Annotated in this window: 25 protein-coding genes; 16 read left to right on the top strand and 9 right to left on the bottom strand. The window is 72.9% G+C overall.

The genetic code is table 11. The features are described 5' to 3' along the window. Positions 1–5 precede the first annotated feature (5 nt). The 4 genes from rpsI (at position 6) to FLV34_RS18995 (ending at position 5,827) form a co-directional block, all read left to right on the top strand. The gene (gene rpsI / locus FLV34_RS18980; protein ID WP_142646711.1) at positions 6–527 is read left to right on the top strand and encodes a 30S ribosomal protein S9; all 522 of its coding nucleotides are present in this window, start codon (positions 6–8) and stop codon (positions 525–527) included. After that, the gene (gene glmM / locus FLV34_RS18985; RefSeq protein WP_142646710.1) at positions 527–1,912 is read left to right on the top strand and encodes a phosphoglucosamine mutase; all 1,386 of its coding nucleotides are present in this window, start codon (positions 527–529) and stop codon (positions 1,910–1,912) included. Before rpsI ends, glmM begins: the two co-directional genes overlap by 1 nt. A gap of 102 nt (positions 1,913–2,014) precedes the next feature. After that, on the top strand, positions 2,015–4,798 hold the full coding sequence (locus FLV34_RS18990; protein WP_147943698.1) for a LuxR family transcriptional regulator: 2,784 nt from the start codon (positions 2,015–2,017) through the stop codon (positions 4,796–4,798). 210 nt (positions 4,799–5,008) lie between these two features. Further along, positions 5,009–5,827 carry an alpha/beta hydrolase gene (locus tag FLV34_RS18995; protein WP_261985832.1) on the top strand — a complete coding sequence of 273 codons (819 nt, stop codon included), beginning with the start codon at positions 5,009–5,011 and terminating at the stop codon, positions 5,825–5,827. 74 nt (positions 5,828–5,901) lie between these two features. Here the strand turns inward: FLV34_RS18995 and FLV34_RS19000 are convergent, their stop codons facing one another. Continuing rightward, on the bottom strand, positions 5,902–6,807 hold the full coding sequence (locus FLV34_RS19000) for an AraC family transcriptional regulator (RefSeq protein ID WP_142646707.1): 906 nt from the start codon (positions 6,805–6,807) through the stop codon (positions 5,902–5,904). Between the two features lie 147 nt (positions 6,808–6,954). Here FLV34_RS19000 and FLV34_RS19005 point away from each other — a divergent pair, with 147 nt between their 5' ends. Together FLV34_RS19005 and FLV34_RS19010 are read left to right on the top strand one after the other, a co-directional pair. After that, positions 6,955–7,272 (top strand): putative quinol monooxygenase, encoded by a 318-nt coding sequence (locus FLV34_RS19005; protein WP_147943700.1) that lies wholly within the window; start codon positions 6,955–6,957, stop codon positions 7,270–7,272. Between the two features lie 45 nt (positions 7,273–7,317). Next, positions 7,318–8,277 (top strand): alpha/beta hydrolase, encoded by a 960-nt coding sequence (locus FLV34_RS19010; protein WP_147943701.1) that lies wholly within the window; start codon positions 7,318–7,320, stop codon positions 8,275–8,277. A gap of 89 nt (positions 8,278–8,366) precedes the next feature. Here FLV34_RS19010 and FLV34_RS19015 read toward each other — a convergent pair whose 3' ends face one another. The 5 genes from FLV34_RS19015 to coaA form a co-directional block, all read right to left on the bottom strand. Continuing rightward, entirely contained in the window at positions 8,367–9,083 is a 717-nt protein-coding gene (locus FLV34_RS19015) for an ABC transporter permease (RefSeq protein WP_147943702.1), read from the bottom strand. Then, positions 9,080–10,033: an ABC transporter ATP-binding protein gene (locus tag FLV34_RS19020; protein WP_260617170.1), complete on the bottom strand. Its 954-nt coding sequence runs from the start codon at positions 10,031–10,033 to the stop codon at positions 9,080–9,082. Before FLV34_RS19020 ends, FLV34_RS19015 begins: the two co-directional genes overlap by 4 nt. Further along, positions 10,030–10,896 (bottom strand): ABC transporter permease, encoded by an 867-nt coding sequence (locus FLV34_RS19025; RefSeq protein WP_147943703.1) that lies wholly within the window; start codon positions 10,894–10,896, stop codon positions 10,030–10,032. The genes FLV34_RS19020 and FLV34_RS19025 overlap by 4 nt, the downstream gene beginning before the upstream one ends. Beyond that, a complete protein-coding gene (locus tag FLV34_RS19030; protein WP_142646702.1) occupies positions 10,893–11,819 on the bottom strand; it encodes an ABC transporter ATP-binding protein in 927 nt (308 codons plus the stop codon). Before FLV34_RS19030 ends, FLV34_RS19025 begins: the two co-directional genes overlap by 4 nt. A 120-nt stretch (positions 11,820–11,939) precedes the next feature. After that, positions 11,940–12,881: a type I pantothenate kinase gene (gene coaA / locus FLV34_RS19035; protein WP_147943704.1), complete on the bottom strand. Its 942-nt coding sequence runs from the start codon at positions 12,879–12,881 to the stop codon at positions 11,940–11,942. A 106-nt stretch (positions 12,882–12,987) separates the two neighbouring features. Here coaA and FLV34_RS19040 point away from each other — a divergent pair, with 106 nt between their 5' ends. The 10 genes from FLV34_RS19040 (at position 12,988) to tsaD (ending at position 21,846) form a co-directional block, all read left to right on the top strand. Beyond that, the gene (locus FLV34_RS19040) at positions 12,988–13,338 is read left to right on the top strand and encodes a holo-ACP synthase (protein WP_142646700.1); all 351 of its coding nucleotides are present in this window, start codon (positions 12,988–12,990) and stop codon (positions 13,336–13,338) included. A 190-nt stretch (positions 13,339–13,528) separates the two neighbouring features. Then, positions 13,529–15,034 (top strand): NAD(P)H-hydrate dehydratase, encoded by a 1,506-nt coding sequence (locus tag FLV34_RS19045; RefSeq protein WP_147943705.1) that lies wholly within the window; start codon positions 13,529–13,531, stop codon positions 15,032–15,034. A gap of 54 nt (positions 15,035–15,088) precedes the next feature. Then, entirely contained in the window at positions 15,089–16,234 is a 1,146-nt protein-coding gene (alr, locus tag FLV34_RS19050; RefSeq protein WP_147943706.1) for an alanine racemase, read from the top strand. A gap of 24 nt (positions 16,235–16,258) precedes the next feature. Continuing rightward, entirely contained in the window at positions 16,259–17,311 is a 1,053-nt protein-coding gene (locus tag FLV34_RS19055; protein ID WP_147943707.1) for an alpha/beta fold hydrolase, read from the top strand. Continuing rightward, entirely contained in the window at positions 17,308–17,769 is a 462-nt protein-coding gene (gene tsaE / locus FLV34_RS19060) for a tRNA (adenosine(37)-N6)-threonylcarbamoyltransferase complex ATPase subunit type 1 TsaE (protein ID WP_142646696.1), read from the top strand. Before FLV34_RS19055 ends, tsaE begins: the two co-directional genes overlap by 4 nt. 397 nt (positions 17,770–18,166) lie before the next feature. Next, positions 18,167–18,817 (top strand): hypothetical protein, encoded by a 651-nt coding sequence (locus FLV34_RS19065; protein WP_147943708.1) that lies wholly within the window; start codon positions 18,167–18,169, stop codon positions 18,815–18,817. A gap of 2 nt (positions 18,818–18,819) precedes the next feature. Beyond that, entirely contained in the window at positions 18,820–19,374 is a 555-nt protein-coding gene (locus FLV34_RS19070) for a class F sortase (RefSeq protein WP_147943709.1), read from the top strand. Between the two features lie 121 nt (positions 19,375–19,495). Continuing rightward, complete coding sequence (gene tsaB, locus FLV34_RS19075; protein WP_142646693.1) at positions 19,496–20,218, top strand: tRNA (adenosine(37)-N6)-threonylcarbamoyltransferase complex dimerization subunit type 1 TsaB; 723 nt, start codon at positions 19,496–19,498, stop codon at positions 20,216–20,218. Between the two features lie 19 nt (positions 20,219–20,237). After that, positions 20,238–20,726 carry a ribosomal protein S18-alanine N-acetyltransferase gene (rimI, locus tag FLV34_RS19080; protein WP_261985829.1) on the top strand — a complete coding sequence of 163 codons (489 nt, stop codon included), beginning with the start codon at positions 20,238–20,240 and terminating at the stop codon, positions 20,724–20,726. A gap of 82 nt (positions 20,727–20,808) precedes the next feature. Then, a complete protein-coding gene (tsaD, locus tag FLV34_RS19085; RefSeq protein WP_142646692.1) occupies positions 20,809–21,846 on the top strand; it encodes a tRNA (adenosine(37)-N6)-threonylcarbamoyltransferase complex transferase subunit TsaD in 1,038 nt (345 codons plus the stop codon). 213 nt (positions 21,847–22,059) lie between these two features. Here the strand turns inward: tsaD and FLV34_RS19090 are convergent, their stop codons facing one another. The 3 genes from FLV34_RS19090 to FLV34_RS19100 form a co-directional block, all read right to left on the bottom strand. Next, entirely contained in the window at positions 22,060–22,998 is a 939-nt protein-coding gene (locus FLV34_RS19090; protein ID WP_147943710.1) for a hypothetical protein, read from the bottom strand. A 155-nt stretch (positions 22,999–23,153) separates the two neighbouring features. Then, positions 23,154–24,377: a class I SAM-dependent methyltransferase gene (locus tag FLV34_RS19095; RefSeq protein ID WP_142646690.1), complete on the bottom strand. Its 1,224-nt coding sequence runs from the start codon at positions 24,375–24,377 to the stop codon at positions 23,154–23,156. Between the two features lie 198 nt (positions 24,378–24,575). Beyond that, positions 24,576–25,142, bottom strand: a complete 567-nt coding sequence (locus tag FLV34_RS19100; RefSeq protein WP_142646689.1) for a MarR family winged helix-turn-helix transcriptional regulator — start codon at positions 25,140–25,142, stop codon at positions 24,576–24,578. Positions 25,143–25,260 lie beyond the last annotated feature (118 nt).

Genomic DNA, 25,260 nt, shown 5'->3' on the forward strand with positions numbered 1-25,260 from the left:
GAACCGTGGCCGAGCCCACCGGTATCGAGACGCTCGTCGAGGGCGAGCCGGAAGACTACTCCTCGGAGGAGTTCCCCTCCGAGTACACCACCGAGTCGGCCCCTGCCGGCGAGGGCGCCGTGCGCAAGCCCGTCACCACGGGCAACTCGTACGGCACCGGCCGCCGCAAGGAGGCCATCGCCCGTGTCCGCATCGTGCCGGGCACCGGCAAGTGGACGATCAACGGCCGCTCGCTGGACAGCTACTTCCCGAACAAGGTCCACCAGCAGCTGATCAACGAGCCGTTCGTCGTGCTCGGCGCCGAGGACGCGTTCGACGTCATCGCCCGCATCGACGGCGGCGGCGTGACCGGCCAGGCCGGTGCGCTGCGCATGGGCCTGTCCCGCGCGCTCGCCGCTCTGGACGCCGAGGTCAACCGCCCGCCGCTGAAGAAGGCCGGCTTCCTCACCCGTGACGCCCGCGCCACGGAGCGGAAGAAGTACGGCCTCAAGAAGGCCCGTAAGGCTCCGCAGTACAGCAAGCGTTAATGTCGCGGAACCCCGTGGGCGCCCCCTCCCGGGGGCGCCTCTTCGGCACCGACGGGGTACGTGGGGTCGCCGGGCGCGACCTCACCGCGGAGCTGGCCATGGACCTGTCCGTGGCCGCCGCGCACGTGCTCGGCGACGCCGGGGCGTTCCACGCCAGCGTCGGGCGGCGCGGCCGCCCGATCGCCGTCGTAGGCCGGGACCCGCGGGCTTCAGGAGAGTTCCTGGAGGCCGCCGTGGTCGCCGGCCTCGCGTCGTCTGGTGTGGACGTGCTGCGGCTCGGCGTGCTGCCCACCCCCGCGGTCGCGTACCTGACCAACGCGCTGGGAGCCGACCTCGGCGTCATGCTCTCCGCGTCGCACAACCCCGCGCCGGACAACGGCATCAAGTTCTTCAGCCGGGGCGGCTACAAGCTGCCCGACGCGGTGGAGAACGAGATCGAGCAGCGGCTCGGGGAGGAGTGGGACCGCCCGGTCGGCGCGTCCGTCGGCCGGGTCCGTGAGGCGTACGGCGAGGCCGACCGATACGTCTCCCACCTGCTCACCACGCTGCCCCACCGCCTCGACGGGCTGCGGGTCGTCGTCGACTGCGCGCACGGCGCGGCGCACATGGTCGCCCCGGAGGCGCTGCTGCGCGCCGGAGCGGTCGTGGAGACCATCGGCGCCGCCCCTGACGGGCTGAACATCAACGACGGTGTGGGCTCGACCCATCTGGCCGCCCTGCGGGAGGCCGTCGTCGGAAGCGGCGCCGACCTCGGCATCGCCTACGACGGCGACGCCGACCGCTGCCTCGCGGTCACCGGTGCGGGCGAGGAGGTCGACGGCGACCAGATCATGGCGATCCTGGCGCTGTCGATGCAGGCCGACGGCCGCCTCGCCAAGGACACGGTCGTCGCGACGGTCATGTCCAACCTGGGGTTCAAGCTCGCCCTCAGAGAGGCAGGCCTGACCGTGGTGGAGACCGCGGTCGGCGACCGGTATGTCCTGGAGGCGATGCAGGACGGCGGCTACACGCTCGGCGGCGAGCAGTCCGGTCATGTGATCATGCTGGACCACGCCACGACCGGGGACGGCCTGCTGACCTCGCTCCACCTGATGGCCGAGGTGGCCCGGCAGGGCCGTTCCCTCGCCGACCTCGCGTCGGTGATGACGAAGCTGCCGCAGGTGCTCGTCAACGTCAGGGACGTGGCCAAGGCGAAGGCCTCCGACCCCGCGCTGCGGGCGGCCGTGGCCGAGGCGGAGGCCGAGCTCGGGGAGACCGGCCGCGTGCTGATCCGCCCGAGCGGCACCGAGCCGATGATCCGGGTCATGGTCGAGGCCGCGTCGCACGACCAGGCCAAGGCCGTGGCCGATCGCCTCGCGGACGTCGTCCGTACGGTCTGCGTCTGACGCGCGTCACCAGCCGACAAGGAACCCCGCCGGGTGTGTGCCCGGCGGGGTTCCTTATTGGAAGCGCTTCTCAATTGCGTAATGTGCGCGTAACACTGATTTATGTCTTATCTGACCGGTGTTCCGACGGGGGCGTTAAGGGGGCGTGACAAGGAGTCGGACGCGCTGCGCGCGCTCGTGGACCGGGCCGGGGCCGGTGCGGGCAGGTGCCTGCTCCTCCTCGGCGGCCCGGGCACGGGCAAGACCGCGCTGCTCGATCTCGCCGCCGCGTACGCGGCCGGCGAAACCCCGCACGGGTTCCTCGTGCTCCGCACCCAGGGGGTGAGAGGCGAGACCCACCTGCCGTACGCCGGGCTGCACGCCCTGCTCCACCCGATCGCGGATCGGCTGGACACGACGGCGGCCGACATGCGGATGCTCGCCGAGGCGCTGCGCGCCGGCGTCGCCCCGGGCGGCCTGGCGCTGCCCGCCGCGCTGCTGCGGCTCCTGCGGACCGCCGGGCGCCCGGTGCTGGTGTGCGCCGACGACCTCCAGTGGCTCGACGCCCCCAGCCGGGAGGCGATCTGTTTCGTGGCGCGCCGGGCCGCCGCGGCGCCCGTCGCGGTGCTGCTCGCCTCCGGGGAGCCCGGCACGGCCCCCGGCGACCTGCCCCCGCTGCCGCTCGCCCCGCTCGACGAGCGGGCGTCCTGCCAGGTGCTCGACGACCTCGTCCCCGACGGTCTCCCGGGCGACCTGCGTACGGCGCTGGTGCGGGCGGCCCGGGGCAACCCGCTCGCGCTGGCCGAGCTCGCCGGCTCGCTGACCGGCGCGCACCGCACGGGCGCGGCGCCGCCGCCCGAGACGCCGCCACGCGCCGGACGGCTGTGGCGGGCGTACGCCGACCGGCTCCGCGGCCTGCCCGCCGACACGGCCGACCTCGTCCTGCTGATCGCGGCCGATCCCGGCATCGACGCCGCCACGCTGGTGCGCGCCGCGGAGTCGCGGTGCGGGCTCGCGCCCCTGGAGGCGGCGGAGACCGCGGGCGTCGTCGCCGAGACTCCGGACGGCGGCTTCGACCTGGCCGACCCGATCCTGCGGCACGTCGCGTACGCCGAGGCGTCCCTCGCCCGGCGGCGGGCCGCCCACCGCCTGCTGGCACGCCTCTACGACGGTGTTCCCGGCGGGGAGCACCAGCGGCTGCGGCGGGCCTGGCACCGCGCCGCCGCACTCGACGGGCCCGCCGACCACCTGGCGGAAGACCTCGTACGCGCGCTCGCGGCGGCACCGAAGGCGGCGGCGAAGGCGACGGCGTTTCCCGAGCCGTTCCGCGTCCTCGAACGGGCGGCCGAGCTCACCGGGCACGGCGAGGCCAAGGCCGCACGGCTGGCCGCGGCCGCCCGGCACGCCTGGCAGGCCGGGCAGCCGCAGCGGGCGAGGTCGCTGCTGTCCCGGATCGACACGCTCGGGGCGGGGGTCGAGGTGCGCGGTCACGCCGAACTCGTCAGGGGCAGCCTGGAGCTGCGCGCCGGCACGACCGACAGCGCCTGCGACACGCTGCTCGCCGCCGCGGAGCGGCTGCTGCGCACCGACCGCGAGCAGGCCGTACGCGCGCTCGTCCGGGCGGGCGAGGCGAGCTACCTGGCGGGGGACAACCGCCGGTTCCTGGCGATCGCACGCCGGGCCGAGACCCTGCGGCGGCCCGACGACGACCACGTCACGCGCCTGGCGCTGGAGTATCTCGCGGGCATGGCCGCCACCTTCCGGGGCCGACACCGTGAGGCGACCGCCTCGCTGCGCCGCGTCGTCACCGGCGTGACGGCGCCGCCCTCGGCCGGCAGCCCTTCGGCGCTCGTGTGGGGCGGCGTGGCGCACCTTCTGCTCGGCAACGGCGCCGACGCGCTCAGGCTGGCGTCCCGGGCGGTCGAGATGGCGCGCGCTCACGGCGCGGTCGCCAGCATGCCGCAGATGCTGGAGATCCTGATCCAGGCCCAGCTCTGGAGCGGCCGTTATGACGCGGTCGCGGCCAACGCCATGGACGGCCTGCGCCTGGCGCAGGAGACGGGCCGGGCCACCAGCGGCGCGCAGCATCTCGCCTGGCTCGCGTTCACCGCCGCCGTCGCGGGCGACGAGGAGACCTGTGTCCTGCGGGCGGCGCGGGCCGTCGAGCTGGCCAACGCCCACGGCGTCAGCGTGGCCGAGGCGCTCGGCACGCTGGCCCTGGCCCATCTGGACGTCGCGGCGAACCGCCACGCCGACGCCGTGAACCGGCTGCGCACGGTCGCCCGTACGGGTGACCCCCTCGTCGTGCGGGTGATGGCGACGCCGCTGCTCGTCGAGAGCGCCGTACGCACCGGAGACATCGCGCAGGCGCGGGACGCGCTGGTCATACTGGACCGCTGGGCCGACAGCACCCGCGACCCCGACCGGCTGGCGCTGGCGGCCCGGTGCCACGCGCTGCTCGCGCCCCCGGCCGAGGCGGGGGAGCGCTTCTCCGAGGCGCTCGAACTGCACCGCCAGGGGGCGTGCGCGTTCGAGACCGCGCGCACGCGGCTGCTGTACGGCGGCATGCTGCGGCGGTCGCGCCGCCCCGGCGCGGCCCGCGAGCACCTGCACGGTGCGCTGGAGACGTTCGAGCGGTACGGCGCCCGCCTGTGGAGCGAGCACGCCCGCGCGGAGCTGCGCGCGGCCGGGGAGTCGGTGCGGCCCTCGGGTTCCCGCTCGGAGGCAGACCGGCTGCTCACGGCTCAGCAGTTCCAGATCGCCACCCTGGTGGCGGAGGGCGCGACGAACCGCGAGGTGGCGGCCCGGCTGTTCATCAGCCCGCGCACCGTGGAGCACCACCTGCGCAACATCTTCGCCAGGCTCGGCGTGCGCTCCCGGGTCGAGCTGACCCGCCTTCTGTACTGAGGAGGGTGCGTGGCGGCGGCCGGTGATTTCGCCGATGCGCGTGCGGCGTCGGCGGCGCGACAGTGACGACGGTCAAACTGCTCGCGGGAACGGGCCCGTGTGGCCGTTCCCACTCCTCCCCCCAAGGAGTGCACCGACGTGCCGACACACTCCCCAACCCTGCTTCTGCGACGCCTGTCCTCCGCGGTCACGACGCTGGCGCTCGTCGTACTGCTCGCACTGGCCGGCGGTCTCCTCACCGCTCCCGCCGCCCACGCCGCCGTACACGGCCCCGACCCCACCGACGCGCTGCTGGAGGCGTCGCGCGGGCCGTACACGACCGCGCAGGTCGACGTGTCGTCGCTGCTCGTGAGCGGTTTCGGCGGCGGGACCATCTACTATCCGACCACCACGTCCGAGGGGACGTTCGGCGGCGTGGCCATCGCCCCCGGTTACACGGCCGACAAGTCGAGCCTCGCGTGGCTGGCCGCCCGGCTCGCCTCGCACGGCTTCGTGGTGTTCAACATCGACACGCTGACCCGGCTCGACCAGCCCGACAGCCGGGGCAGGCAGCTGCTCGCGGCCCTCGACTACCTGACTGAGCGCAGCTCGGTCCGCGGCCGGGTGGACGCGAGCAGGCTCGGCGTGATGGGCCACTCGATGGGCGGCGGCGGCACGCTGGAGGCCGTGGACGACCGGCCGTCGCTGCGGGCCTCGGTGCCGCTGACGCCGTGGAACCTCGACAAGACCTGGCCGGGCGTGCAGACCCCGACGCTGATCATCGGCGCGGACAACGACACGGTCGCGCCGGTCTCCTCGCACGCGGTGCCCTTCTACACCAGCCTGCCGTCCTCGCTCGACAAGGCATATCTGGAACTGAACAACGCCACCCACTTCGCGCCGAACACGACCAACACCACCATCGGCAAGTACGCCGTGGCCTGGATGAAGCGGTTCGTGGACGACGACACCCGCTATGACCGGTTCCTCTGCCCGGGCCCGAGCCGTGGTCTGACCGTGGAGGAATACCGCAGCACCTGCCCGTTCTGACGTCTCCCCGGCGTCTCTCCGGCGTACGGACGGCCGCCCGTTCACGGCGGTCGTCCGTACGCCGCTGACTGCTGTCAGGGCAGGACGCCGGCGGGAGTGCGGACGCTCTGCCGCAGGCGGGCGGCGTCCTGGCTCGGCGGCGCGCCGAACTGACGGCGGTATTCCCGGCTGAACTGCGACGGGTTGTCGTAGCCCACGCGGTGGCCGACTCCGATGACGTCGCCCGGGTGGGTGGCGAGCAGCAGCCGGGCCTCCTGCAGCCGGATCTGCTTCTGGAACTGGATGGGGCTCATCGCGGTCACCGCGTGGAAGTTGCGGTAGAAGGCGGAGACGCTCATGCCGGACAGCCGTGCGAGGTCCTCGACGCGGAACGACCGGGCGTAGTGCTCGCGGATCCAGCGCACGGCCCGCGAGATGTGGCTGAGGCCGCTGTCGGCGAGGCCGAGCTGGCGCACCGTCGCGCCCTGCTCGCCGGTGATCACGCGCCACAGGATCTCGCGCTTGACCAGCGGGGCGAGCACGGCCCGGTCGCGCGGCTCGTCGAGCAGGCGCAGCAGCCGGACCACCGCGTCGAGCAGCGGAGCCGGGGCGTCGGTGACGGTGATCCCCGGCGCCGCGCCTCCGCTCGTGAGGGGAGTGTCACCGGGCGCGGCCTGCAGCAGCAGCTCGGCTACGGCGGACGGTTCCAGGACGAGACCGAAGCCCAGCGCAGGACGTTCGGGGTCCGCCTGGGTGAACTGCCCGGTCACCGGCAGATCGACCGAGGCGACCAGATACTGTCCGGCGCCGTACTCGAAGATCCGGTCGCCGAGCGCGAGGCGTTTGGCGCCCTGGGCGATGACCGCCAGCACGGTGCCGGACATCGAGGGCGCCGGCGGGTCCGACCTGTCGACCTTCGAGACGAGCACGCCGTCGATGGCGGTGGTCCCGTCGGGCCGGGCATGCCGCGCCAGCAGGGTGCGGAGCTCTTCGAGGCACATGCGGCCATTGCAGCACGATTCCGGGCCCGCGTTCCCGAACGCGAGAGGATCGTGCAAATAGCGGCGAGCATCATTCTAACGTTTCCGCAGGTCAAACCGATTTAATGGGATCAGCTCACTCCACCGATGAGAAACACGAGGGAATCAATGACCGTCACCTACGGCTTCGCCGCGACCCTGACCGCCAGGCCCGGCATGGGCGACCTGCTGGTCGACGTGCTGCTGACCGGCCTTGACGAGGGCAGCCCCGCCGCGAGCGAGCACTGCGTCGTCTATCTGGTCTCCCGCTCCGCCTCCGACCCCGAGGTCGTCCACGTCATCGAGGGCTGGACCAGCGAGGAGGACCACCACCGGGTCTTCGCCGGCGAGGCCGCCCAGGCCATCGTTGCGCGGATCGGCGGGCTGCTGGCCAAGGAGTCGGAATATGCCGACCACGTCCCGGTGCGCGGCAAGGCCGCCTTCTGACCCCGCCGGCCACCCGGCGACCCTCCCCTCTGAAAGGCAGTGACCATGACCCCCGTACGCCCCGCCCTGGACCCCCAACTGCGTGACCTGCTGGCCGAGATGCCCCTCATGTCGCAGCTCGACGCCGAAGTGCTCGCGCACCTGCGCCGGCTTCCGGCGGCCCCCGTCGACTCCCTCCTCGCAGACCGGCGGGTCGACCGGCGCGAGGTCACCGTGCCCGCCCCGGACGGCGCCCCGATCGCCCTTTCGATCTTCAGTCCGGAGAACGCCGCCGACGCGCCCTGCGTCTACTGGATGCACGGGGGCGGGATGGTCATGGGCGACCGCTTCTCGCAGATCGACATCCCGCTGGAGTGGCTCGACCGGTTCGGCGCGGTCGTGGTCTCCGTCGAATATCGGCTCGCCCCGGAGGCCACCGGCACAACCCTCGTCGACGACTGCTACCAGGGCCTGCTCTGGGTCGCCGAGCACGCCGCCGAGCTCGGCGTCGATCCCGCCAGGATCGTCGTCGCGGGCGCCAGCGCGGGCGGCGGCCTCGCCGCGGGCGTCACGCTGCTGGCCCGCGACCGCGGCACCCCGCTTATCGCCGCGCAGGTGCTGATCTGCCCCATGCTCGACCACCGCAACACCAGCACGTCGAGCCGCCAGTTCTCCGGCGTGCCCGGCGTCTGGACCCGTGAGATGAACGAGTTCGGCTGGCGGTCCGTCCTCGGCGGCCGCACCGGCGACGAGGTGCCCCCGTACGTCCCGCCCGCGCTGGCGGACGACCTGTCGGGCCTGCCGGCCACCTACATCGACACCGGCTCCGCCGAGGTCTTCCGCGACGAGGACGCCGACTACGCCACCCGCATCTGGGCGGCCGGGGGTCAGGCCGAGCTGCACGTCTGGGCGGGCGGCTTCCACGGATTCGACGCCCTCTTTCCGCAGGCGCGGATCTCGGCCACGGCCCGCCGTACGCGCACCGAGTGGCTCGCCCGCGTCCTGTCCCCCGACGCCACCGCATGACGCCGCCGAGCAGACGGTCATTCGGCCTACGCGGCCCAGAACATCGACGTGTCGGGCGGGCTTCGACCTCTGGAAACCTCTGGACCCGATCAGTCGTCGCCGGTCAGGGAGAGGGAGCGCAGGCGCTGACCGGTCCAGACGACCGCGCCGATCGTGACGATGATCATCGCCGGTACGGCGAAGCCGAGCGTCACCTCGGTGGAGAAGAAGGGCGAGGAGGAGACCTGGTCGGCGAGCGACTGGGCCCACTGCTGGATGGAGAACTTCCGGGCGCCGGGCACGTAGCCGCCGACCACGCCCTCCCACACGAGGGCGTAGATGACGCCGACCGCGACCGCGTGGCGGGTGAGCACGCCCAGCAGCAGGAACACCGCGGCGTACGCGATGCCGCCGAACAGCGCTCCGAGGGCGAAGCCGCTCGCGACGCCCGACTCCGAGCCGACCAGGAGATACGCGGAGGCGTAGGTCGAGACGGCCGCGAGCACCGCGATGAGGGAGGCCGCGACCACGAACTTCGTCACCGCGATCACCGGGCGGGAGATCGGCTTGGCCAGCAGGTGGATGATCGTGCCGTCCTCGATCTCCGGTGCGATCACGCCCGTCCCGGCGATCAGCCCGAGCAGCGGCAGCATCGTGCCGATCGCGAAGCTCTTCATCAGCAGCACGGCCGTCTGCTCGTCCTGGCCGTTCACCACCCTGAGCAGCGCGGCGAGCGCGACCAGCGCCACCGGCAGCAGGATCAGCAGCCAGATCCGCTTGCGCCCGAGCATGGCCCGGTAGGTGATGTCCGCCACCACCGTGTTCATCGAGAGCTCCCGGAGATGAGGTAGGAGAAGACGCTTTCCAGGTCCTCGTCGGTGGGGGAGACCTGCCACAGGTGTACGGCGAGATCGCGCGCCATCCGCGGCAGCAGCGCGGTGAAGCGCGCGTAGTCGGTCACCTGGACCTCGACGCCCTGCTCGGTCAGCGAGACCGCGCTGGAGGAGGGGTCGGCGATGAGCGCGGCGGCCAGGCGCCGGTCGTCGCTCGACCTGACCCGGAACAGGTGCGGCCGGTCGGCCATGCGGCGCCGGATCTCGCGGTAGTCGCCCGACGCGGCGTGTCGCCCGGCGACCAGGACCTCGATGTGGTGGGCCACCCGCTCGACCTCTTCGAGGATGTGCGAGCTGAACAGGATCGTCCGGCCCTCCTCGCCCATGCGGCGTACGAGGTCCATGAGGTGGAGCCGCTGCCGGGGGTCCATGCCGTTGAACGGCTCGTCCAGCAGCAGCACCTGGGGGTCGTGGACGAGGGCGGCGGCGACCTTGACGCGCTGCCGCATGCCCTTCGAGTAGGTCTCGATGCGGCGGCCGGCGGCGTCCGTCATCTCCACCAGGTCGAGGGCCCGTTCGGCCGCGTCGGCGGGCGAGGGCAGGCCGTGCAGCCGGGCCGACGACAGCACGAACTGCCACCCGGTGAGGAAGCCGTAGACGGCCTCCTTCTCGGGCACCAGGCCGATCCGCCGGTAGATCTCGTGGTTGTGCCAGATGCGCCCGCCGTCGAGGGTCGCCGTGCCGCTGGACGGCGCGAGGAACCCGGCCATCATGTGCAGCAGCGTCGACTTGCCCGCGCCGTTCGGCCCGAGCAGGCCGGTGACGCCGGGTCCGATGGTCATCGTGACGTCGTTGACCGCCACGACGTTGCCATACCAGCGGGACACCTGGGCGAGTTCGAGCACGCCCTGGCGGGTGGTCACGGGAGAGCTTGTGGTGGTCACGACGCCGCCTTCCGGTAGCGCAGGAGAACGCCCGTCACGGCCACGGCGATCACGGCCAGCAGGATCAGGCACGTCGCGATGCCGGGCGGAGCCGACTCCGTGTTGACGGGCGTGGTGCCGAACAGGGCCGACTGGGCGTAGTCGACGAGGAAGAACGGGTTGAGCAGCAGGGCCCACCCGGCGAGATCGTCGCGTCCCGACGAGATCAGCACGCCGGCGAAGATCCCGGAGACGGCCGCGGTGAACATGTAGAACGCGATCACCGACGCGACGCCGAGACCGCGGCGCGGGGTGAACGACGCCAGGGCGATGCCCACGGACGACAGCAGAACCGCGTGGAGGACCGCGCCGCCCAGCGCGCCGAGATAGTCGGCGGTGTGCGGCGGGCCGGGCATGTCGACCAGGAGCTCGCCGACGAACTCGATCGTCAGCGGCACGGCCAGCAGCCCGAACAGCGCGACCGCCAGCGCGGCCAGCTTCGCCAGCACGTAGTCGGTCACGGTCAGCGGGCGGGACAGATACAGCGGCAGCACGCGGAAGCGCAGGTCCGGCGCGACCAGGTACGGCGACTGCGCGGCCAGGAAGACCGCGATCACCGCCTGCATGAAGACCGCGTAGTTCGGATAGGGCATGACGAACTGCTTGGCGAGCGCCATCACGCCGATCGACACCACGGTCGGCATCAGCATGATCGCGGCCAGCAGCAGCGGCATGATCTTGGCGCGGACCGTGCGGCCGAGCCCGAACACGCCGCGCAGGCTCTGCACGCCGAGGGCGAGCGTCGCCCTGCCACGCCCCAGCCGTACGCCGTCGTAGTGGCGGTATCCGATGTCGTGGATGACCGCGGTCGGCTCTGTCGTCATGCCACCGGCTCCTTGAACACGTCCTCGATGCGGCCCCGGCGCTGCTCCAGCCGCAGGAGGCTGAGGCCGAGGTCGCAGACGGCGTCGCGTACGGCGTCGTAGGTGCGGCCGGGGTCGTCCGCGGAGACCTGGACCGTGATCAGCCTGCCCTGCGTGACGACCGTCTCGCCGCCGGCGGTCAGGCGCTCGGCCAGCCGCTGCTGCCCCTCCTCGACCTCCACCGCGATGGTCTGCTCGGCCCGGGTGAACTCCCGGATCGCCGAGGAGCGCAGCAGCCGCCCGCCGTCGATCACGATGACGTGGTCGCACACCCGCTCAAGCTCGCCGAGCAGATGGGAGGTGACCAGCACGCTGATGCCGAACTCGGTGCCGATGCGCCGGATCAGCGTGAGCATGTCGTCGCGGCCCTGCGGGTCGAGCCCGTTGGTGGGCTCGTCGAGGAAGACCAGCTTCGGGTCGTGGACGAGGGCCTGGGCGAGCTTGACCCGCTGCCGCATGCCTGTGGAGTAGCCGCCCATCGGGCGGTAGCGCTCCTCGTCCAGCCCCACGTGGCGCAGGGTGTCGGCGGCGCGCTCGCGGGCGGCCGTACGCGGCAGCCCGGACATCTGGGCCATGTGCACCACGAACTCGGTCGCGGACATGTCCGGCGGCAGGCAGTCGTGCTCGGGCATGTAGCCGACGGCGCGCCGGATCTCCAGGCCCTGGGTGGCCGTGTCGAAGCCGAGCACCGAGGCACGCCCGGAGGTCGGAGGAAGCAGGCCGAGCAGGATCTTGATCAGCGTCGACTTGCCCGCGCCGTTGGCGCCCACCAGGCCGGTCACGCCGGTGCCGGCGGCGACCGTGAGGTCGTCGAGCGCCGTGACGCGGGGGAAACGCTTGGTCAGCCCCTCGGTCGCGAAGCATGGAGTCGCGCTCGCTGTCATGATCCGACCCTACTGGGCTGGGCGTTCGCCGGGCCTCCGCCTGATGGAGGAACCCGCCTACGTCTCAGGTATGCCTCTCACGCCCTTCCGAAGACCGCCGCCGTACCGGGGGCATCCGGCTCAGGTTCTGCGCAGCCGCACCCGTGTGACGGAGTGGTCGGGGCCCTTGTGCAGGATCAGGCCGGCCCGGCGGCGGGTGGGGGCGATGTTCTCCACCAGGTTGCGTTCGTTGATGTCACGCCACACGTTCTCGGCGAACGTGGTCGCCTCCTCGTACGACAGCGCCGCGATGTCCCGGAAGTAGGACTTCGGGTCGGAGAAGGCCGTGCGGCGCAGCTTGTGGAAGCGCTCCACATACCAGGTGCGGATGTCCTCTATCCGGGCGTCCACGTAGATGGAGAAGTCGAAGTAGTCGTAGACCGCCAGGGCGTCCGGCGGCGCGGGCTGCAGGACGTTGAGGCCCTCGACGATGAGGATGTCCGGCCGGTCCACCGTATGTGCCGCGCCGGGCACGATGTCGTACTCCAGATGGCTGTAGACGGGTGCCTCCACCGCGTGGCGGCCCGCCTTCACGTCGGCCACGAAGCTCACCAGCGCCCGCCGGTCGTAGCTCTCCGGGAAGCCCTTGCGGTGCATGATCCCGCGCTCTTCCAGGACCTTGTTGGGGTAGAGGAAGCTGTCGGTGGTGATCAGGTCGACCCGGGGGTGCTCGGGCCAGCGGGCGAGCAGCGCGTGCAGCAGGCGCGCCGTGGTCGACTTGCCGACCGCGACGCTGCCCGCGATGCCCAGCACGTACGGCGGGGGCGCGTCCTGCTCGCCGAGGAACGCGCCGACGGCCGCGCCGCGCTGCCGCGAACCGGTGAAGTGCAGGTTCAGCAGTCGGGTCAGCGGCAGGTAGATGTCGGTGACCTCGGACAGGTCGATCGGGTCGTGGACGCCGCGCAGTTCTTCCAGCTCCGCCTCTGTGAGCGTGAGCGGTGTGTTCTTACGCAGGTCACGCCACTGCTCCCGGCTCAGCTCGACGTACGCGTCCCCATCTGCCACGACGGCAAGCGTAGCCATGGCCTTCGCCCGCGCCCATCCGGGGTCGTGCACAGCCTGTGGACAGAAATCGATGGATTACTCCGGCGCGCGACGGGGAACAACAACTGGCCCGTACGCTGGCGGTGTGATCGTGGGCATCGGGGTGGACGTGGTCGAGGTGGCGCGCCTGGGCGCGGCCCTGGAGCGCACGCCCGCGCTGCGAAAGCGCCTGTTCACCGATGCCGAGGGCGCGCTGCCGCTGGAGTCGCTGGCCGCGCGGTTCGCCGCGAAGGAGGCCGTGGCCAAGGCCCTCGGGGCGCCGCCGGGCCTGCGGCACCTCGACGCGGAGATCGTGCGCGGCGCGCAGGGCAGGCCGGAGCTGCGGATCACGGGCCGGGCCGCCGAGGTGGCCCGCGACCTCGGCGTAGGCAGATGGCACGTCTCGCTGTCGCACGACGGCGGCATGGCGGTCGCCTATGTCGTCGCCGAGTCCTGAGCGCACGCCTTTCACAGAGTGGCACGCCCGGCCGCCGCGCGTGGCGGCGTCCTGCCGCCTGAGGCACGCCCGGCCACGCCGGGAGGACCCACGCCGGGAGGACCGCTGCCCGCGCCGTGCCGGCGTCCTCCCGCCGACGCCGGACGCCGGGTGATCGCCATCGCGGACCCGGCAGGCTACCGTCGGACGCATGCGGACCGCCTACACCTCCGACCAGATCCGCTCCGCCGAGCGCGCGCTGATGGCGAGGCTCCCCGAGGGAACGCTGATGGGCAGGGCCGCCGCCGGGCTCGCCGCCGTCTGCGCACACTTGCTCGCCGGCTCCTGCGGCCGGGTGTACGGCTCCCGCGTGGCGCTGCTGATCGGCAGCGGCGACAACGGCGGGGACGCCCTGTACGCCGGGGCCAGGCTGGCCCGCCGGGGAGCACGGGTGGAGGCGGTCCTCGCCGGCTCGCGTACCCACGAGGGCGGCCTGGCCGCGTTGCGGCAGGCGGGCGGCCGGGCGCACCCCTACGACGCCGAGCGGGCCCGTGAGCTGCTGGCCCGCGCCGACCTCGTGATGGACGGCCTCGTCGGCATCGGAGGCAGCGGGGCGCTGCGGGAGCCGTACGCCACGCTCGCGGAGCTGACCGGCCGGACCGACGGCCTGGTCGTCGCGGTCGACGTGCCGAGCGGGGTGGACGCGAGCAGCGGGCGGGTCGAGGGACCGGCGGTGCGCGCGCACCTCACGGTCACGTTCGGCGCGTACAAGGCCGGTCTGCTGATCGATCCCGGCGCCGCCCACGCGGGCGCGGTCGAGCTGGTGGACATCGGCCTCGGGCCCTACCTGCCGGATCCCGAGGTGACCGCGCTGACCAGCGACGACGTGGCCGACCTGCTGCCGCGCCCGGGCGCGGAGAGCGACAAATACCGGCGCGGCGTCGTCGGGATCGCCGCAGGCAGCGACAGGTACACCGGGGCCGCCGTGCTCTCGGTCGGCGGCGCGGTGCGCGCCGGAGCGGGGATGGTCCGCTTCGCGAGCTCGGCCGAGCCGGTGCGGCTGGTGAGGACCCGCTGGCCGGAGGCCGTCACGACCGTGCTCGACCCGTCGCTGGTGCTGAGGAGCTCGCTCGACGAGGTCGGGCGGGTGCAGGCGTGGGTGCTCGGCCCCGGGCTGGGCACGGGCCCGGAGGCGCACGCGGTGGCCCGCGCGGTGCTGTCCACCGGGGTGCCCGTGCTGGTGGACGCCGACGGGCTGACGCTGGTCGCCAAGGACCGCTCGCTGCTGCGCCGGGCCGCCCCGACCGTGCTCACGCCGCACGCGGGAGAGCTGTCGCGGCTGCTCGGCGTGCCGCGCGAGGACATCGAGGCCGAGCGGCTCGAACACGTGCGCAGGGCCGCCACCGAGCTGGGGGCGACGGTGCTGCTCAAGGGCTCGACCACGCTCGTCGCCGAGGAGCACAGACCGGTGCGGGTCAACACCACCGGGACGCCCTGGCTCGCGACGGGCGGCACCGGCGACGTCCTGTCGGGCATCGCGGGCGCCCTGCTGGCCGCCGGGCTGACGGGCTACGACGCGGCCTCGTGCGCGGCGTACGTCCACGGCCTGGCGGCGCGGGTCGCCTCGGGCGGCGGCGTCGCGGCGGGGCCCGGGCAGGCGCCGATCGCCGCGCTCGACGTCGCCGAGGCGCTGCCCGAGGCCCTGCGCACGCTATGACGTGCGGTGTCAGGGTGGGCGCATTCACCCGGGTCCACCTGACACACTGGAAAAATGAGCTTCTCAACGGTGCACTCCGCCACCCCGGCCGAGGCGCGCGTCGACCTGTCCGCCATCGCGCACAACGTGCGGCTGCTCGCGGAGTCGGCCGCCGGCGCCGAGATGATGGCCGTCGTCAAGGCCGACGCGTACGGTCACGGCGCGGCTCCGGTGGCCAAGGCGTGCCTGGAGGCGGGCGCGAGCCGGCTCGGCACGGCGCTCGTCCGCGAGGCGCTGGCGCTGCGCGAGGCGGGGATCACCGCGCCGATCCTGTCGTGGCTCATCACCCCCGGCGAGCCGCTGGACGCCGCGCTGCTCGCGGACGTCGAGCTGTCGGCCGGGGCGACATGGGTCGTGGACGAGATCGTCGAGGCCGCCCGGCGCACCGGGCGCACCGCCCGGGTGCACCTGAAGGCCGACACCGGCAACTCCCGCGGCGGCGCGACACCGGCGGACTGGTCGTCGCTGGTCGAGCACGCGCTCGCCGCGCGGGTGAGCGGGGCCATCGAGATCGCCGGGCTGTGGTCGCACTTCGCCTGCGCGGACATCCCCGGCCATCCCTCGATCGAGGACCAGCTCGCGACGTTCGAGGAGGCGCTCGCCGTCGCCGACAAGGCGGGGGTGCCGAGCGACGCGATCCGTCACTTCGCCAACTCGGCGGCGACAGTCACACTGCCGCAGGCCAGGTATGACATGGTCCGTACGGGCATCGCCGTCTACGGCCTGAGCCCGATCCCCGAGCTCGGCGACTTCGGGCTGCGCCCGGCCATGACGCTGACGGCCAGGCTCGCGCAGGTGAAGCGGGCCGCCCCGGGCGCGGGCGTGTCGTACGGGCACCTGTACGTCACGGAGCGTGAGACCACGCTTGGCCTCGTTCCTCTCGGGTATGCGGACGGCATCCTGAGAAACGGGACCAACCGGGCGGAGGTGCTGGCAGCGGGCCGGCGGCGGCGTATCGCCGGGCGGGTGTGCATGGACCAGTTCGTCATCGACCTGGGTGACGATCCTGCGGAATCGGGGGACGAGGTGATCCTTTTCGGTCCCGGGGACAATGGTGAGCCAACTTGTCAGGAATGGGCGGATTCCCTGGGCACGATTACCCATGAGATCGTGACGAGGATCGGATCCCGCGTGCCTCGTGTCCATACGGACGGACGCTGAGCCGCGGCTGCGAGGAGGGCAGGCATGAGCACACGTCGCAAGGTCGGGATCGCCGGAGCGGTCTTCGGTGCGGCGTCCGCGGGAGTGGCGGCGGCCACGCTCGCCAAAAGGTACGCCGTGGGCCGCATCCGCCTGCGGCCGGACCTGGAGGCGAGTGAGCCCTTCGGCGAGCTGCACGGACGTTCGGTGACGCTCGAGACCTCGGACGGCGTGCAGATCCATGCCGAGATCGACGGTGTGGAGGACGCGCCGCTGACCGTGGTGCTGTGCCACGGCTACTGCCTGTCGTCGGACTCCTGGCACTACCAGCGGCGCGATCTGCGCGACTCCTACCGGCTCGTGCTGTGGGACCAGCGCTGCCACGGCCACTCCGCGCGCGCGATGGCAAGCGACTGCACGATCGAGCGCCTCGGCGAGGATCTCGCGCTGGTGCTGGAGGAGCTCGTCCCGGGGCCGTGCGTGGTGGTGGGCCACTCCATGGGCGGCATGACGGTCATGGCGCTGGCGGAGCGGCGGCCCGAGCTGTTCGGCGACAAGATCCGCGGCGTCTCGCTGGTGGCGACCTCGGCGGGCAAGCTCGCCGAGATCACCCTGGGCCTGCCCGCCCTGGTCTCCAAGCTCGTCAACCTCGCGGTGCCGTCGGCCGTCTCGATCATGCGCAGGAGCGGCGCGCTGGTCGACCGGGGCCGTGAGGCCGGCACCGACCTGTCCTTCCTGGCGCTGCGCCACCTCGGGTTCGGCGATTCCAAGAACGTCAGCCCCACCGTCGTGGACTTCGTCGAGTCGATGATCAGGGCGACCCCCTCCGAGGTGATCGCCGACTTCTATCCGGCGCTGATGACGCACGACAAGCTCACCTCGCTCGACGTGCTCAACAAGGTGCCGACCGCGATCATCGTGGGCGACCGCGACTGGCTGACGCCGCTCGACCACAGCAAGGCGATCGCGGCGGCCGTGCCGACCGCGCAGCTCACCATCGTGCCGGAGACCTCGCACCTCGTTCAGCTCGAACGGCCCGACGCCGTGAACGAGGCGCTCCGCGAGCTGCTGAAGCGAGCCGAGAGGGGGAACACGTGACCACGGCCGAGTTCCGGGCCACGACCGCCGATGAGACGCGTGAGCTGGGCGCGCGGCTGGCCGGGCTGCTCGCCCCCGGAGACCTGGTCGTGCTGAGCGGCCCGCTGGGCGCGGGGAAGACCACACTGGTGCAGGGCCTCGCGGAGGGCCTGAAGGTGCGCGGGCCGATCACGTCCCCCACGTTCGTGATCGCCCGGGTCCACCCGTCCCTGTCCGACGGGCCCGCGCTCGTGCACGTGGACGCCTACCGGCTGGGCGGCACGCTGGAGGTGGACGACCTCGACCTCGACGCGTCGCTTGAGGAGTCGGTGACCGTGGTCGAGTGGGGCGAGGGCCTGGTCGAGGGCCTGTCCGAGGACCGCCTGGACGTCCAGATCGAGCGGGGCGCCGAGGACGAGGAGCGCCGCGTACGGGTGACCGGCGTGGGCCCGCGCTGGTCGGAGCTCTCCCTGGCCTGAGCATCCGCCGCCTGAGCACCTGCCGCCCTGATCACCGCGCCGTGTGATCTCACCACGCCCGACCATCCCACCGCCTGATCACCGCGTCACCGGATCACCCTGTCGCTTTGATCACACCGTCCCCTGATCGCGCCGCCTGACCGCCCTGGTTCCTCACCGCCTGAGCACCCGCCGCCCTGGGCCGGATAGCCGTATAAAGGCCGCAACTCGGACTCTGACGTGCGACAAGGACCTGCGGGGACAAGCCGGACGTCGTCCGTACGGGTTCCAGACCGGTCGGCCGCACAGTCCTTGACGCCTGTCCGCGTACCTGAGGATCATCGGGGCAAGGAAGATCCCCGGTCATGAGTCGGCAAGGATTTTCTGGGTAAGGGACCGGCGTGGAAGAGGTGTGCCGTTGAGCAGGATCACGCAGGTCGCCGTCGGGGGAGCCTTACTGTTCGCCGCGCTGGGCTGCACCGCGTCGGCCGAGACGGTCTCCACCGACCCCGCGGCGGCGCAGACCCCGGCCCAGTCGACGCCGCTCGTCTCCGTCCCCCGGCAGGACGTGCGGGTGGAGCTCGATCCGAAGCGGATCGTCGGCGGGTCGACCAAGAGCATCCACATCACCGCCAGGTGCCCGCTGCCCCAGGGCGGCACGGCATATCGGGCGACCGCCCGCTCCGACGCCTTCACCGGTCTCGTCACGCTCGTCGCCCCGGCGTCGTCGGAGGCCACTCCGTCCGCCGCCGTGCCGATGGTGCGCGGCAGCGCGACCATCAGGGCCGGAGCCAAGCCGGGCGGCTACCGCGTGCAGGTGCGCTGCGAGGCCACCAACGACATCGGCAGCGCGTCGTTCCGGATCGTCGCGCCGGAGCCGGACCACACCCAGGACCACACCCAGGATCACACGAGGATTCCCACCCGGGCGCCGCACGCGGGCGGCGGCGGCACGGCGGCCGGGGGCTCCGAAGACGAGTCCGGCCTGCCGATGGGCGTGACCGTCGTCGTGCTGCTGGCCGCGCTCGGCGTCGGCATCGGCGTGGTCCGCAGGCGCTCCGGGGCCTGACCTTGGCGCTGTCCACCCGGGGGGTGATCATCGCCGGGGTGGTCACCGGTCTCGCGTTCGCCGCCGTCGCGGGCGGCAGAGGGATGACGGACCAGCCCGCCGCCAGATCCTCCGTCGTACCCAAGCGGATCGACATCCCGGCGCTGCACCTCAAGGCACCCGTGATGAAACTCGGCCTGACCGGCGACGGCGACGTCGAGCTGCCGCCGTTCGACAAGCCGTCCACCGCGGGCTGGTACACGGGAAGCGCCGTGCCGGGTGACCCCGGCGCCTCCGTGATCATCGGTCACGTGGACACCAAGACCGCGCCCGCCGTCTTCTACCGGCTGCGCGACCTGCGCCGGGGAGAAGTCGTGAAGGTGGTGCGCAGCGATGGCAAGACCGCCTCCTATCGGGTCGACTCGGTGGAGCGCGTGCCGAAGGACGACTTCCCCGCCGAGCGCGTCTACACCGAAGACGGCCTGCGCCTGATCACCTGCGGCGGCACATTCGACTGGTCGCGGCACGAATACCGCGACAACGTCATCGTCTACGCCTCGCTGATCCGCGACGCCTGAAGCCCGCCTGAGCCACCCGACGCCCCGGCGCCCGGCCCGTACGGCCGGCGGCGGCCGTACGGGCCGGGACCGGTCCCCGGCGTGGCGGTCCGCCTCCGCACAGCGACTACCCTTGACCTTCGTGCTTGTTCTGGCCTTCGACACCGCCACTCCCGCCGTCACCGCAGCGCTGTACGACGGCGAGCGCGTGGTGGCGGAGTCGACGACGATCGACGCGCGGCGGCACGGGGAGCTCCTCGCACCCGCCGTCGAGCACGTCCTGCGCGAGTCCGGCGCGACGCTCAAGGACGTGACCGCCATCGTCGCCGGGACCGGCCCCGGGCCGTACACCGGCCTGCGGGTCGGCCTGATGACCGCGACGGCGCTGGCCATGACCGCCGGGGTGCCGGCGTTCGGGATGTGCACGCTCGACGCCCTCGCGTACGCCGCGCGGGAGAGCGGTCCGTTCCTCGTCGCGACCGACGCGCGCCGCAAGGAGGTCTTCTGGGCCCGGTACGGCGACTCGCGCACGCGGCTCGACGGGCCGCGCGTGGACCGGCCGCACGACCTGCCCGGGGAACTGCCCGTGATCGGCGCGGGCGGCGCCATGTACGCCGACGTGATCGGCCCCGACCGGGTGCGCGGCCCCGAACACCCCTCGGCGGGCGCGCTCGCGGCCCTGGCGGCCGAGCACCTCGCGACGCTGAGCGAGGAGGCGGCGGCGGAGCTCGCCCGGGTGCCCGAGGGCCGCGTGGACTCGGTCGAGAAGGCGCGGGAGCTGGCCGTGCTCGGCCCGCCCCGGCCCATCTACCTGCGGCGTCCCGACGCGCAGGTGCCCGGGGCGCCGAAGCGGGTGACGGCGTGACCCGCCCCGGAGGCACGTCGTGAGGCAGACCGAAATCGTGCTGCGCCGGATGACCCACGACGATCTGCCCGCCGTGATGGACATCGAACGGACCACGTTCCCCGCGGACGCCTGGAGCGAGGCCATGATGCGCGGCGAGCTCGCCGACCAGCCGCGCACCCGGCACTACGTCGTCGCCGAGCTGGGCGACCGCGTCGTGGGATACGCCGGTCTGGCGGCGGCGGGCGACCAGGCCGACGTCCAGACGATCGCGGTCCTCGCCGATCACCGGCGGGCCGGCGTCGGGACCGCGCTGATGAACGAGCTGCTCACCGAGGCCGCCCGGCGCGGCGCGGTCTCGGTGTTCCTGGAGGTCCGCGCCGACAACCCGCCCGCGCAGGCGATGTACGAGCGGTTCGGTTTCCGGCGGCTGGGCCTGCGACGGCGCTACTACGAAGACGGCACCGACGCGATCACCATGGTGAAGGACCTCGGGCCACGACACGGAGATCCGGGGGATGAGGCATGAGGCGGCGAACATGTGAAGATCGTGCGATTCCCCGCGGCCTCCGGCGCGACGAGACCCCGGGCCGTACAGGTGAGGAGGCGGCATGAGCAGGCATGACGAGCCGATCGTCCTGGGGATCGAGACGTCCTGCGACGAGACGGGCGTCGGCATCGTCCGCGGCCACACGCTGCTGGCCAACACCGTCGCCTCCAGCATGGACGAGCACGCCCGTTTCGGCGGCGTCGTGCCCGAGGTGGCCTCGCGGGCCCACCTGGAGGCCATGACGCCCACGGTCGAGGGCGCGCTGACCGCCGCCGGGCTGCGCTTCTCCGACATCGACGCCGTCGCCGTCACCGCGGGCCCCGGGCTCGCGGGCGCGCTGCTCGTCGGTGTGGCCGCCGCCAAGGCGTACGCGCTGGGGCTCGGCGTCCCGCTCTACGGGGTCAACCACCTCGCCGCGCACGTCGCCGTGGACCAGCTGGAGCACGGCCCGCTGCCCAAGCCCTCGGTCGCGCTGCTGGTCTCGGGAGGGCACTCCTCGCTGCTCCTGGTGCCCGACGTGGCCCAGGATGTGATCTCGCTCGGGTCGACCGTGGACGACGCGGCCGGGGAGGCGTTCGACAAGGTGGCCCGGGTGCTCGGGCTGCCGTTCCCCGGCGGACCGCACATCGACCGGGCCGCCCGCGAGGGCTCGGGCGCGGCGGTGGCGTTCCCGCGCGGCAAGTACGACGACGGCACCCTCGACTTCTCCTTCTCCGGCCTGAAGACGGCCGTGGCCCGGTGGGTCGAGGCCCGCGAGGCGGCGGGCGAGACGGTGCCCGTGGCCGACGTCGCCGCGTCGTTCCAGGAGGCGGTCGTGGACGTGCTCACCCGCAAGGCGCTGCAGGCGTGCGCCCGCTACGACGTGAAGGACCTGCTGATCGGGGGCGGCGTGGCCGCCAACTCCCGGCTGCGTGCCATGGCCCAGGAGCGCTGCGACGCGGCCGGGGTGCGCCTGCGGGTGCCACGGCCCGGCCTGTGCACCGACAACGGCGCGATGGTGGCGGCGCTCGGCGCGAACCTTGTGGCGGCGGGCGTCCGGCCCTCCACCCTGGACATCCCGGCGGACTCCTCGCTCCCGATCACCGTCGTCAACGTCTGACCGCCGCCCTCGCCTCCGCCGTCTGTACGGTCACAGGGCCGGTGGGAGCGATCCTCGGCAGGCGTGGCCGGTCGCCGATCGGGTGTGCTCGTGGGCGGTCATGACCGCAGGCGGGCCTAGGTTCGGCCTGGCCGAGGGGCGGTGGGCGGTTCAGCGTGGCCGTGGGCGGTTCTCGGTTCAGCGTGGCCGTGGGCGGTTCTCGGTCGGCGGGGTTCAGTCGGTGTGGCCGCGGGCGGGGCGGAGGAGGACCTCGGCGAGCGCCAGCATGGTCTCCTCCAGCGCGGCGAGCCGCCGGGCGACGTCGCCCCGTGCCGGTTCCATGGCGCGGGTGACCGCGTCCGAGACGGTCTCGGCGATCTGTTCGCGGTCGGGCCTGCTGCGCACCGCGTCCGCGAGGGGCACGACGGCTCCCGCGGCCAGGGTGAGGTCGGCGTTCATGCCCGCGATGGTGGTGCTCATCTCGTCCACGCCGGCGGCGACGTCCCCGACGCCCGCGCCCAGCGCGGTCACCCTGGCGTCCATGCCCTCGACGGCGTGACCGAGACCGGCCACGGTGCCGCGCAGCTCCCCGATGCCGAGATCGGCGGGCAGGTTGCCGACGCGTTCACCGACCGCCTCGACTCCGCTCTCCACCGCGTCGATCCGGCCGCCGACCGAGTCGAGCCGTTCGACCACGACGGCTTCGAGCCGTTCGGTGCGCTCGGTGAGCGCGGCGAGGGTCTTGTCGATCCGGGTGAACCGCCCGGCGGCGGCCTCCATGCTGCCCTGGAACTTGCCGAGCCGGCGCGAGACGTCCGCCATCCGCTCGGCGAGGCTCTGGGTCCGGCCGCCGACCTCGTCCACGTGGTCGCGGAGCAGTTCCATGTGCTGCGCCAGCCCCTCCGCCCACGCGGGCGGCCGGACCGTCATGTCGTCAAGCCGCTGGGTGATCGCCTCAAGCGCGACGCCGAGACCGCCCAGCTCACGCTCGCGCACCTCGCGCAGGAGCCACTCCATGCCTTCCAGCCGCTGGCGGATCTCGTCGAGCACGGCGCCCTGCGTCCTCTGCTCGTAGACGTGGTCCTGGGCCGCCCGGGCGAGCAGCTCACGCATCCGGTCGGAGATGGCGGTCTGGCTGCCCGCCTGGAGGAGGTTGTGGCTGGAATGCTCCACCGAGAATGCTCCTTCACTCGCCGAAACGTCGGTTCGGCCCGTCTCGCGCAGATGAACGAACAGGCGGCACGCCCGACCGCCAACTTTAGGCCCTGACCCGCGGCCATCAGGCGTGGAATGAGAAAGGCGGTAATTGCCGGTGAATTGTCGCGGTATTACCCGTCCGTGCTGGTAGCGGGCTCGCAGAGCAGGGCGAACGGCCTTTCTTCGATGCGGGTTAGCACGATCACGCAGGAATTGTCGCCGGAAAGCCGAAGATCCTTGCGCAGCCGTTCGACATCGACGGCGGACCCGCGCTTCTTGATGGTGACCACGCCGACGCGCCGCTCGCGCAGCGCCGCTCTCAGCCGCTTGAGCGAGAACGGCATGACGTCGGTCACCTCGTAGCAGGGCGCCCATTCCGTCCGTACGAGCCGGTCGCTCGTGATGTAGGCGATCCGGGGATCGAGCAGACGGCCTGACACGAGGGCCGCGACCTCGGCGACCAGGTGGGCCCGCACCGCGGCGCCGTCGGGCTCGTAGAGATAGCGGCCCACCGGCCCGGTCTCCGCCTCGGCGCCGGACGCCGTGAGCGTGGCCCCGGACGGCAGCAGGGTGGCGCGGCGCCCGCCCGGCCCCATGCCGGTCCAGATCGCCGCCTCCTTCACCTCGCCGCGGTAGGACACCCACTCGGCCTCGGCGCCCTCCGGGATGAACTCGTACGGGATGCCGGGGGCCACCTTCAGACAGGCCGCCGGGGCGCGGGCCACCAGGTCGAGCACGACCGGCCACGTGGGGGAGTAGGCCATCGGGTCGAAGGTCCGTCCCCTGGCCCCCCTTCTGGCGGGATCGGCGAACAGCAGGTCGTATCCGCCGGGGTCGGCCAGCGCGGCGTCGCCCGTGCGGACGTCGACCAGGGCGGACAGGCCGAGCGCCGCCGCGTTGGCCCGGGCGATCTCCACGGTCAGCGGGTCGAGGTCCACGGCGTGCACCGGGCAGCCCGCCCTCGCCAGCGCGAGCAGGTCGCCGCCGATCCCGGAGCAGACGTCCAGCACGGAGGGGCCGCCCTCCGGCCCTCCGCCGGCCCGGATGTCGCCGGCCCGGATTCCGGAGGCCCGGATCCTGGCAGCGCGGTGTGCGGCGACCTCGGGACGGGTGGCCTGCTCCAGCCCGTGAGGGGTGAAGTACATGACGGCGGCGTCGGGGCCGAACTTCGCCTCGGCCCGCCGCCGCAGCGACGCCTGGGTGAGCGCCGCCGCCGTCAGGTCGGCCGGGTGGCTTCGGCGCATCGCGCTCGCGGCGGCCACGGGATCGGCGCCGTCGGCGAGTATCTTCACGGCCTCGTCGAGGGCCCCGCGCCCGGCGGGTGTGAGCAGCGTGCGGAAGGCGTCCAGGTCCACGCTCGCGACGCTACCGTTTGCCGGACCCGCACGTCGGCCGGAGGCTCCGCCCTGTGGACAACCCGGAGCCGACGACGGCTCCGGGGCCGGTCGGCGGGAGCCGGTGTCGCCGAGCCGCGCACGTCGGCGGAGGCTTCGTCGTGTGGACGATCGCGGCGGCGGCGACCGCGGAGGCGGTGACCGCAGGCTCGGGGCCGGTCAGCGGGAGCCGGTGTCGCCGAGCGAGGCGAGCAGCTTGCAGAGCAGCCCCGACAGCCGCTCCCGATCCTCGCCGGTGAGGCCGGACAGCATCCGCTCCTCGTTGGCCACGTGACCCTCCAGCAGGGTGTCGACCACCGTACGGCCCTCGCCGGTGAGGGTGATCAGGACCATGCGGCGGTTGGACGGCGCGACCTCGCGATGCACCAGGCCCCGGGCGACGAGGCGGTCCACCCGGTTGGTGAGCGCGGCGGAACTGACCATGGCGGCCGTGGCGAGATCGCTCATGCAGAGCCGGTGATCGGGGTTGGCACGGCGGAGCGTCGCGAGCACGTCGAACTCCCATGGTTCGATGTCGTGCCCGGCGAAATACTCCTTGATGCCCTTCTCCAGCAGGCGGGACGCGCGGGAGATCCGCCCGGCCACTCCCATCGCCGAGCAGTCGACGTCAGGGCGCACCCGGGCCCACTGGCCGAGGATCTGGTCGACGGCGTCGTTGTGGGGAGCGGGGTCGCCGGCGGCGAGGGTGTCGTTCCCGGGGGTCTCGTTCGTGAGGGTGTCGTTCATAGCGCGCGCGGTCTGGGTTCTCCTCGCCGCTCCTCCTCCACCACCCATGGTAACGGACATTTCGACGTTGAAATATCGATGGGATCCACGCTACCTTTTGCATCGAACAGTCAAACAT

It is taken from the genome of Microbispora sp. CSR-4, from assembly GCF_008033685.1.
GTDB lineage: Bacteria > Actinomycetota > Actinomycetes > Streptosporangiales > Streptosporangiaceae > Microbispora.